The organism is Petrachloros mirabilis (genome assembly GCF_975968855.1).
The window spans coordinates 1-9200 of the sequence record NZ_CDLUDY010000122.1 but is presented as its reverse complement, the minus strand read 5'-3'; the positions used below and the strand labels follow the sequence as shown (position 1 = coordinate 9200).

10 protein-coding genes are annotated in these 9200 nt (G+C 54.5%); 3 read left to right on the top strand and 7 right to left on the bottom strand.

From position 1 onward, the window contains the following. Nucleotides 1-255: hypothetical protein (locus ACWVCN_RS05115; RefSeq protein WP_455244441.1), on the bottom strand; the 255-nt coding region annotated here is incomplete at its 3' end. Nucleotides 256-417: 162 nt separating this feature from the next. Between ACWVCN_RS05115 and ACWVCN_RS05110 the strand changes: the two genes are divergently transcribed. Then, complete coding sequence (locus ACWVCN_RS05110; RefSeq protein WP_455244440.1) at nt 418-588, top strand: hypothetical protein; 171 nt, start codon at nt 418-420, stop codon at nt 586-588. Here the strand turns inward: ACWVCN_RS05110 and ACWVCN_RS05105 are convergent. Further along, nucleotides 585-1976, bottom strand: coding sequence for a caspase family protein (locus tag ACWVCN_RS05105; RefSeq protein WP_455244439.1), 1392 nt, complete (start codon nt 1974-1976; stop codon nt 585-587). The genes ACWVCN_RS05110 and ACWVCN_RS05105 overlap by 4 nt on opposite strands. Nucleotides 1977-2184: 208 nt before the next feature. On the opposite strand from ACWVCN_RS05105, the gene acs reads away from it, so the two are divergent. Then, nucleotides 2185-4077 carry an acetate--CoA ligase gene (acs, locus tag ACWVCN_RS05100; RefSeq protein WP_455244438.1) on the top strand — a complete coding sequence of 631 codons (1893 nt, stop codon included), beginning with the start codon at nt 2185-2187 and terminating at the stop codon, nt 4075-4077. 183 nt (nt 4078-4260) lie between these two features. Then, nucleotides 4261-4434, top strand: a complete 174-nt coding sequence (locus tag ACWVCN_RS05095) for a hypothetical protein (protein ID WP_455244437.1) — start codon at nt 4261-4263, stop codon at nt 4432-4434. Between the two features lie 32 nt (nt 4435-4466). Here ACWVCN_RS05095 and ACWVCN_RS05090 read toward each other — a convergent pair whose 3' ends face one another. From ACWVCN_RS05090 to ribD, 5 genes are all read right to left on the bottom strand, one after another. Next, entirely contained in the window at nt 4467-5120 is a 654-nt protein-coding gene (locus tag ACWVCN_RS05090) for a riboflavin synthase (RefSeq protein WP_455244436.1), read from the bottom strand. Between the two features lie 142 nt (nt 5121-5262). Beyond that, entirely contained in the window at nt 5263-6432 is a 1170-nt protein-coding gene (locus ACWVCN_RS05085; protein ID WP_455244435.1) for an MFS transporter, read from the bottom strand. Next, on the bottom strand, nt 6429-7247 hold the full coding sequence (locus ACWVCN_RS05080) for a hypothetical protein (RefSeq protein ID WP_455244434.1): 819 nt from the start codon (nt 7245-7247) through the stop codon (nt 6429-6431). The genes ACWVCN_RS05085 and ACWVCN_RS05080 overlap by 4 nt, the downstream gene beginning before the upstream one ends. Beyond that, nucleotides 7244-8533, bottom strand: a complete 1290-nt coding sequence (locus ACWVCN_RS05075) for a carboxylesterase family protein (protein WP_455244433.1) — start codon at nt 8531-8533, stop codon at nt 7244-7246. The genes ACWVCN_RS05080 and ACWVCN_RS05075 overlap by 4 nt, the downstream gene beginning before the upstream one ends. Further along, on the bottom strand, nt 8530-9200 hold a 671-nt coding region (gene ribD, locus ACWVCN_RS05070), incomplete at its 5' end, for a bifunctional diaminohydroxyphosphoribosylaminopyrimidine deaminase/5-amino-6-(5-phosphoribosylamino)uracil reductase RibD (protein ID WP_455244432.1). The genes ribD and ACWVCN_RS05075, both read right to left, overlap by 4 nt.

The window sequence follows — 9200 nt, the reverse complement described above, 5'->3', positions numbered from 1 at the left end:
ATAGGTCTCAAACGTCTTGGCAATTTCGGCTCTAGCACGGTTTTCCGCCGTATCCCATGCCAAAGGCTCGTTCCTGATCCCGGTAACAGAGCCAACACCGTAGAAGGCTTTGTTGTCCTTGTCGTTGAACGCTCCAGATCCTTGCTTCACCCACTTCGGAGGACCGCCGCAAGCTGCGAGTCCTACCAACAACGCCAAGGCCAACCCGCCCAATGCGACATTCGGAACATATCCTCGTCCTTGCCGCTGATGCATGGGACTTCCTCCTTGATAGGGGAGACTATCGTTTTCCTGGTGAATGAGACAGGTGATTCAACTGTTCGAGAAATCAAACGAAATCATGCTAACATGCACCCCAAGTTCAGTCAACGAAACAGACGGCGGTTGGTTGAGGAAACAACGTGCAAGGAGGAACCCGTGGCAGACGTACAAATCGATGATGGGATCATCAAGATTGCAAACCTTGATATTCAAGACCCGAAGGCCGCTGCCGTGCTGGCAGAATATCCACAAGCCCGCTGGGCAGAAATTACCAGACGCGCATTGAAAATCGGATTGGGCTATTTAAAGGGAGGGGGAAAAGACTAGGGCGACGCCGATGGTCCTTGCGAACCTGACGAGGCGCGAGACTGCCCGACGACCTCTGCAGCTCGGCGATGGGTACCCCCCAGTTCGAGATACCGCTCGAAAGCTTCCACGGCTTTCTTCTGATCCTTCAACCGGTCGGCATACAGCTCCCCGAGAGAGAAATAGACATCCACGTAGTTCGGATTGACTTTCAGAGAGTCACGCAGCGCTTGTTCTGCGTCAGCATAGCGGCCGAGCTTCTCATACACGAGACCGAGGGTGTAGGCCGAGTCAGGATTCTCGGGTGCATACTGCACGGCAGCTTTTCCTGCCGCCAAAGCCTCGTTCAAGTCCGGAATAATCTCCAATCTGAGATAACTCTTGAGCACATAGGCATCGCCGAAGGCCGGATTGTATTCCAATGCCTTGTCTAGTCGCTCCAACGCCTCCGTTGAATTCTTTCCGGTCTGCAGCAACACGAAGGCCTTCTCGTAATGCATCTTGGCTGCCTCTCGACGCTCCTCGGGAGTTTTCGGTTCTCCTCCAAGCCGGAAAGCCGCCTGTTTTCCCTCAATCAGAATAGTATCGCCACCTCCCTCCAACATGGCAAACTGCGGATGTTGCTCTCCCTTGGTCTGTTCCCGCAGATGTTTCGCAACATACTGGCTCACCTCGGAAGCCATCAACCAACCGTTCTTGTCCAGATCGGCTTCACCAGCCAATGCCTTCACCAGACTCTGGACGAACAGGCTGCGATTCCCGTTGCGGCTCAACGATTCACCTTTGTCGCCAGCCGTCAGCACCTGTACAGCGCGCTTCTCGGTGTCGTCTTCTGGCTCCATTCTTCCTTCCAGGGACAGGGATTGAGCCGAGCTGACTTCCCAACCTCGTACAGCTGTATCGAGCAGAAGAAACGTATGCTTCGCGGCATTTCGACGGCTGAACTCTTTCAGATGTTCAAACGTCAGGGCCTTCGAAGTATTCCCGAGTTGGGAATCCCATGGCACCAAGTAACCCACTTCCTTCCCGGAGGAATCCTGCGTAACACCGGCGTGTCCGGCAAAGTAAATAATCAGCCGATCTTGCCGGCCAACTTTTCGAGGGAGAAAATCATTTAGGGTCTGTTCAAGCCTCCGAGAACTGGCATCCTTATCGTATAGCTCGATGACATGCTCGAACCCCAGTTTTCGAAGGGCTTCAGCCACCGCCTTCCCATCCTCGATAACGCCGGGAATCTTTGGAGCCAGCAGGTAGTTTTCAATCCCGATAACGACCGCCCAGGATTTGTAATAGAGCCCCTCGGGCATTCCGATTTGAGCCCTTCCGATACCAAATCCGGCGATCAGAATGTAGGAAACCGCTGCAAGAAAGACTGCTGAGATTCGAAACAGGCAATGAGAAGCAATCATAGGCGATGGATCGGCATCAAATGAATCAGTGATCTGAGCCTACTCTGCCCTCTGCGCGACTGTCAAGAAACCATAATCACATGCTGAAGAAATTGCATCATCGCTGATAGCATTGTATGGTTGCGAAGTCTCATCGGCATCACGATAATAGTGCCCATCAGCTCAGAACAACTGGTCACATTCCGGATCCACAAGGAGTCAGGCCTCTATGTCATCAGAAAATATCGAAACACTGCTGAAAGAAAGCCGGATCTATCACCCGACCGCTAAAACGAAATCCGCCGCCTACATTAAGGACTACGAGACTGAATACAAGAAATCCATTGCGGACCCCGAAGCCTTCTGGAGCAAGATGGCGAATGAATTGGAGTGGTTCTCCCCTTGGAGCAATGTTCTCGACTGGAACTACCCCTGGGCCAAATGGTTCGTCGGTGCCACCTGCAACATTTCCTACAATTGCCTTGATCGGCATATAGCTTCCTGGCGAAAGAATAAGGTGGCAATCGTCTGGGTCGGCGAGGACGATCAAGAACGCATTTATACATATGGCCAGCTCTATCGGCAGGTCAATCAATGTGCGAATGCGCTCAAAACTCTCGGTCTCAAGCAGGGCGATCGCGTCACCATCTACCTTCCAAAGATCCCGGAACAAGTCATCGCGATGTTGGCCTGTGCTCGCCTTGGCATCATCCACAGCGTCGTTTATTCCGGCTTCAGCGCGCCAGCCTTGGCCAGCCGCGTCAATGATGCCGAGGCAAGACTCGTCATCACCGCCGATGTCGGTTACGACCGGGCCAAAGTCATCCAGCTGAAACCCATAGTCGACCAAGCCTTGAAGAGCTGTCCCACGGTTGAACATGTCGTGGTGGTCCAACGCCAACAGTCCAGTCAACCTCTAGCTGCCCCAAAAGAAATCGATTGGAACGACTGGATCAAGGGCGAGAAATCCTCCTGTGAGGCGGAGAAACTTGATGCGGAAACTCCGTTGTACATCCTCTACACATCAGGAACGACCGGCAAGCCTAAGGGCGTCGTCCATGTACACGGTGGATACATGGTGGGCACCTACACGACGACGAAATATGTGTTCGACATGAAGGACGACGACGTCTACTTCTGCGTCGCAGACCCCGGTTGGGTTACGGGACATAGTTACATTGTCTACGGTCCCCTTTTGAACGGCGCCACAGTCCTCATGGCGGAAGGAAAGCCGGACTATCCGAACCCGGGCCGTTGGTGGGACTTGATCGAACGATACGGAGTGACAATTTTTTACACAACGCCGACAGCGATCAGATTACTCATGCGCCATGGAGAGGACTGGCCGAAGAAATACGACCTTTCGACCTTACGCATCCTCGGGAGCGTTGGCGAACCGATCAACCCGGAAGCCTGGGAATGGTTCCATAGCGCGGCTGGCGGCGATAAACCAATCATGGACACCTGGTGGCAGACCGAAACCGGCTCGATCCTCATTACGCCGTTGCCGACAGTTCCGTTGAAGCCTGGGTCAGCAACCAGGCCATTCCTGGGTATTGAAGCCGATGTTGTGGATCGGCAAGGCCGAAGCCTGCCTGCCAATCAAGGAGGCTTTGCCGTTATCAAAAAACCTTGGCCCTCGATGATGCGAACTATTTATAAAGACCCGGAGCGTTACAAGACCTATTGGCACACAATCCCGAACTGTTATACCGCCGGCGATGTTTGCCACAAGGACGAAGACGGCTACATGTGGTTCATGGGCCGCGCCGACGACGTGATCAAAGTCGCCGGCAACAGACTGGGTACAGCCGAAGTGGAAAGCGCCCTGGTTAGCCACCATGCGGTAGCTGAAGCCGCCGTCATCGGCAAGCCGCATAAGACCGTGGGTGAAACGATTAAGGCCTTTATCATTTTGAAGCAGGGCGAGAAGGAGAGCCCGGAACTGATCCAGTCGATCAAGGATCAGGTCCAGCACGAGCTGGGCAAGATCGGCGTGCCATCGGAAATCGATATTGTGACGTCGTTGCCGAAGACCCGTTCAGGCAAGATCATGCGGCGAGTGTTGAAGGCGAAAGAACTGGGACAGGATCCGGGGGATATATCGACGATCGAGGAGTAGCCTGACCGGAGCGGCGACCAGCACCACCCGCCGCCTTAACGGCCCGCTCAGACTCGGCAACGGTCTGTACAATTCGGCTCTGATGCCCGCTCATCTACCGCAGGCCACTCAATCGAGAGGAGAAGAGGAATCGTGCAGCGTGGAGCCAGGAAACCCGGCGAACCAATTTATCAGAGGCGTCACATGGTCGCGCTCGCGCTGGCTATCGGGCTACCGGTCGTCGCGTTGCAACTTTATAAGATCTATGTCGGCCCCGTCAGCTTCGGGGCCCAGCTAGTATTCGGAGTGCTCGTTTCTGTCGTCGCGGGAATCGTCCTCTACTTCATATACCGCTCTTCGGCGCAGAATCAGTCTTAATAATTTAGGAGGTATCTACAACCAGGGAATTCCTAAATCAAACCCCGTTTCTGCAAATACTCCTTGTCGACTATCGGTGTAGATTTAGGGAGCTGGCTCCGCTCTTGAAGCAGTCGTTCGACATACTTCCCGATGATGTCTGATTCAAGGTTGACGGTGTCGTTAATTTGCTTGAGGCCCAGCGTCGTCACCTTCGCCGTATGTGGAATGATCGCAACGGAAAACGAACGATCTCCAATCTCATTGATCGTCAGGCTGATCCCGTCGACCGTAATTGACCCCTTCGCGACGCAGTAACGTAGAATCTCCGGCGGCGCTTCGATCGAAAAAAAGATCGCATTGCCTTCCTGACGACGAGTGCGGATCGTCCCAACCCCATCCACATGGCCGGCAACCAGATGGCCGCCGATCCGCTCGTTCAGCTTCATCGCCCGCTCAAGATTGACCGGCGACCCGGCAGCAAGGCTCCCAAGTGTCGTCACTGAAAGGGTCTCCGGCGAAATTTCGACCGCGAAGTCCCCCTCTCCCTTCGCAACGACCGTCAGACATGTTCCATTCACGCTGACACTGTCCCCGAGCTTAAGATCGCCCATTACGGTGGAAGCGAGGATCGTCATTCTCGTTCCGGCGAGAGTCTTCTCGATCGTCGTCACGGCTCCCATCTCTTCCACGATCCCGCAAAACATCAGTCTTTCCTCAGAATGATCTGCTTGACCACGTAGATGAACACGGCGATGAGCACAACGACGCCGATAGCAGCCACCACCCCGATGATCGTGTCTCCCGTGGAAAATTCGCGCATGAGGTCACCATTATAAACCGATTTGGCTATGACTTTCTCATCGAGAGCCAGAAGAACGCCGCCGCAGTCAGCTGCATGCTAGCAATAATGGAAAAGGCCCATCCATAGCTCATGTTGGCAATGAAGAGCCCGGCCAGCAGCGGTCCGCTGGCATGGCCGATATCTCCTATCGTGCCCTGCATCCCCATACCAGCCCCAAGTGTTTTGAACTCCGAACTATCCGCCACAAAGGCCGAGGAGGAAGAGGACACAACCGCCTCTCCAAACCCAAAACCAGCTGAAAGCATGAGCAACACAGGAAAAATCGAGACATGGGGGATCGAGACAAAGGTGGCCGCACAGATTATCAGCCCGAGCACAATCAACGGCTTTCGTCCAACCCGATCGGACACTCGACCCATGATCGGTTTAGAGAGGAACGACGTGAGGGACTGGACGGTAAAAAGTAGCCCCACCTCACCTGGGTTCAGCCCGACTGAGATCCCGTAGAGAGGCAGGAATGCCATCAAAGCGCCGTTAGCGATCATCTTGGCTGCATCGGTTGAACTCGTGATGAGGACTTTCTTGTTCTTTGCCACAACGATAAATCCTTTCCACATCTCGGCGAGCACCGGTGTGAAACCTTTACCTTGCACCCGGGGTGGGGGTTCGTCCAAGCGCAGGCTATAGAACATCGCGATGGCGACACAGCCGAAGATGCCTGCGGTGACGAATGCTGAAGAAAAACCGGCGGCGTATGCTAAATACCCACCGATGAAAGGCCCAAGAAGCGAGCCGGATTGCGTGCAGGCCGTGTATGTCCCTAATGCAGCACCTCGCCGCTCTCGATAGAGTTCGGCTACCGTGGCCAGAGCGCTCGGCGCAAAAATCGCCGTCGCCAGCCCGTGGACCATCCGAAGTGTCGTCAGGAGGTTCAGATCACTCACGAAAAGATATATAAATGGGGGCAGCCCGAATGCCACGACGCCGATTCGCAAGAGCATCCGGCGGCCGTAAAGGTCGGATAACGCTCCCGAGGGAAGCTTGAGAAAAACTCCCGTCAAGGTGGAGACCGATACGATGAGGCCTATTCGCTCCGGTCCCGCACCGAGAGATTCCGCAAAGAGCGCCAAAACCGGCATCCGCACCATGTTGTAACTGATAAAGCAGAAGACGCCTATCGTACAGAGCAGCGTGAAGCTTCTTGTGGTCGTCATGGCGCCGGTGTCTTGGGTTGGCTGCCGGATGGCTGCGCCTGCTGAAACCCGACGGCTTCCTTCAAGAAGGCCAGATCCGATTCCGGCAACGGCGGGGGAACTGTTGTGACCTCAGAGATGAAGCGATCAGGGTTTCGTCGCATCTCCAAACCCAATCGATTAACCGTCTCGACGCCTTTTATCATTTTGCGAGCGACCATGCCACCGATCAGCGGACGCACCAGAGAGGCAAGCCCGGAGAGGATACGATTGTTCAGTTTCGTATAGGCCACGATCGTACTATCCATTACTTCCATGCCGTTCTCATTTTTCACGGAAGTTATTCGAAGGAACACCACGGCTTTGCCACTCATATTTGGAATCACTCGATTTTGATGGCTGCCCTCTATGTAATAGATGCGCGAGGTTCTATCCTGATACACAAGTTCAACGATTCCTTCTGTGCCCTCCCCATCCGTCACCCAATTCCGGCCGGGACCTCTTGGTTCAGCCTTGTACAGACCAATCGCCAGGCGGTTGATCAAAGCCGTGGCCAGGTGCGGCCGATCCAGGAGATACAAATAAACGGACTCAGTCGTAGCGGTCCTGAGCGGTCCGACTTTATTAGCCGTCGTGTAGTTTTCAATGACGGGTTGAAGGCGGCAGGCCCAATCGTGATCGACTCGTTCGACTGGAAATGTCACTCCTGCATGCTGGGGGGCCAAACGACAGGACTGCCCAAGGACAAGATCAGAGCGCCCCACGAGGCAAATCAGAGTCACAATCGCCACGGCTGGCCTGTAGGCCCTGCTCGATAACACCTTTCTCAGGTTCATGAAGCCTGCGGTGGAACCGTGATCGTGAGATGGATGGAGAATAGATGACGCGGGTCCTGTCTGAGCCTGGCTTGACGCAGCAATGTCTCTACTGATGCATTCACATTGCCTTCAAATGATACAACTCCGTTCGTTACCACGATCAGCGGTTTGGACGGATCAATCAGCCGGTCGTTCAAGAAGAGGCTGTACCGCCGCACTCGTTCCGCTTGCACTTCAATACGATTCGCTCCTGAAACGACTGCTTCGAGCTTGGCATATTCGTGTCGCTTAATGCGTTCATCGCGCTTCGACAGCAGATCATCGGCAAAAGCGGCAATGGGATCGGTCGCGTCGAGCCGAACCCAATTGAAGGGCTGAAAATGACTGGCTTCACGGATGAGTGTCAGCTTGGTTGGGAAGGGGTCGCGGCGATGTTGAGTCAGCCAGGCAACGAGATCAGGCAGCTCTTCTCTGGGGAAATAATGCCCCCCAGCCATCGGGTGTTCCCGTTGATGTTCTCGATAAATGTACGAATAGCCGAGTTGCGTCAATTCGCGCACGATCCTCCGGCTCAATTCAACCGGCATCACCTGATCCTTCGCTCCATGAATAATGTAAATTGGCGTATTGCCGAGATTTGCAAGAAAGGGCATGAGCACGTCGTCCAATCCGCTCGCCATCGGCGCGATACCGGCAAAGAGCGGCGCATGATGCATACCGATCAGCCAGGCCCCAATCCCGCCGTTTGACATCCCGGTCAGGAAAATTCGATCGGGATCAACATGATACCGGCGCTGGACCTCCTGAATCGTCGCCACAACAAGATCTTCCGCGCCCCTGGTAAACCATGCTCCTGAGGGGTATGTCGGACAAGCCAGCAGGTACTCCGCTCCAAGGCGCGCTTGCCATCGTTCCAAATAGGCATCACCGGTGAACCCGGCCCCATGAAGACAGACAACGAGCCCGTAGCCCTTCGACAGTTGATATGTCAGTGGAATAGATAGTGCCAGTTGGTATGACCTGCCGCGTACAGTGATTCGTTCGTCAGGGAGGACCCCAACCGGCTGCGGCCCATATGGCCTTTCGGTTTCGATTATCCGTGATACCTGATCCACAGTTGCATCAGGATGTGCCTCAATTTCATGGAGTAGACGATCAGCTTCTTCACTGTCTTTTGAATCGAGGTACTCGAAAATCTTTGGAACGAGCCCGTTACCGGAATTCGCCTCTGCTGCATAAGCGGCAGCGGGATGGCAGACAAGTGCCCAGACCAAAAAAGCCGTAAAAGGCATCCCTCGGCTCATACATCACCTTCTACCACGATGTCGCCTCCTACGATCCGCGTTTCGAACTGCTTGAGCTTCAACATCTCGGCCAGCCGAAGAGGGCTCCTGCCACCGATCAGGCCCTTTGCATTCGTGCCGCCCAATAATGCCGGCGCGATATAGAGGCGAACGTGTTGTATGAGCTTGGCCTTCAACAGCGCTGCATTGATCTCACTCCCTCCCTCGACGAGCAGGCTAGTTACTTCTCGCCGGCCAAGTTCGTCGATCAAAGCCGCGAGTGAGACTTGTCCTGCGACTGAGGGGAGACGAACGACGTCTATCCCCTTGTGTTTCAATCTTCGCACACGGGCCTCAGAAGCCGCCTTCGTTGTCGCCACCAGCGTCTTGGCCACATTTTGTTGCCTGAAAATCCGTGCAGTCAACGGTGCTCTCATTGTGCTATCGACCACGATGCGCAAAGGCTGCCTCGACGCAGCCTTTTTCAAGTGCCTGCCCGTTCTCGCCGTGAGTGAGGGATCGTCGGCAATCACCGTTCCCACACCAATGAGGATTGCATCCGCATCCGCACGAAGCTGATGGACTTCATGACGAGATTGCTTACTGGTAATCCAGCGAGAATCCCCTGATGCCGTAGCAATCTGCCCATCCAGCGTCATACCGGCCTTGAGGATCACGTATGGACGTT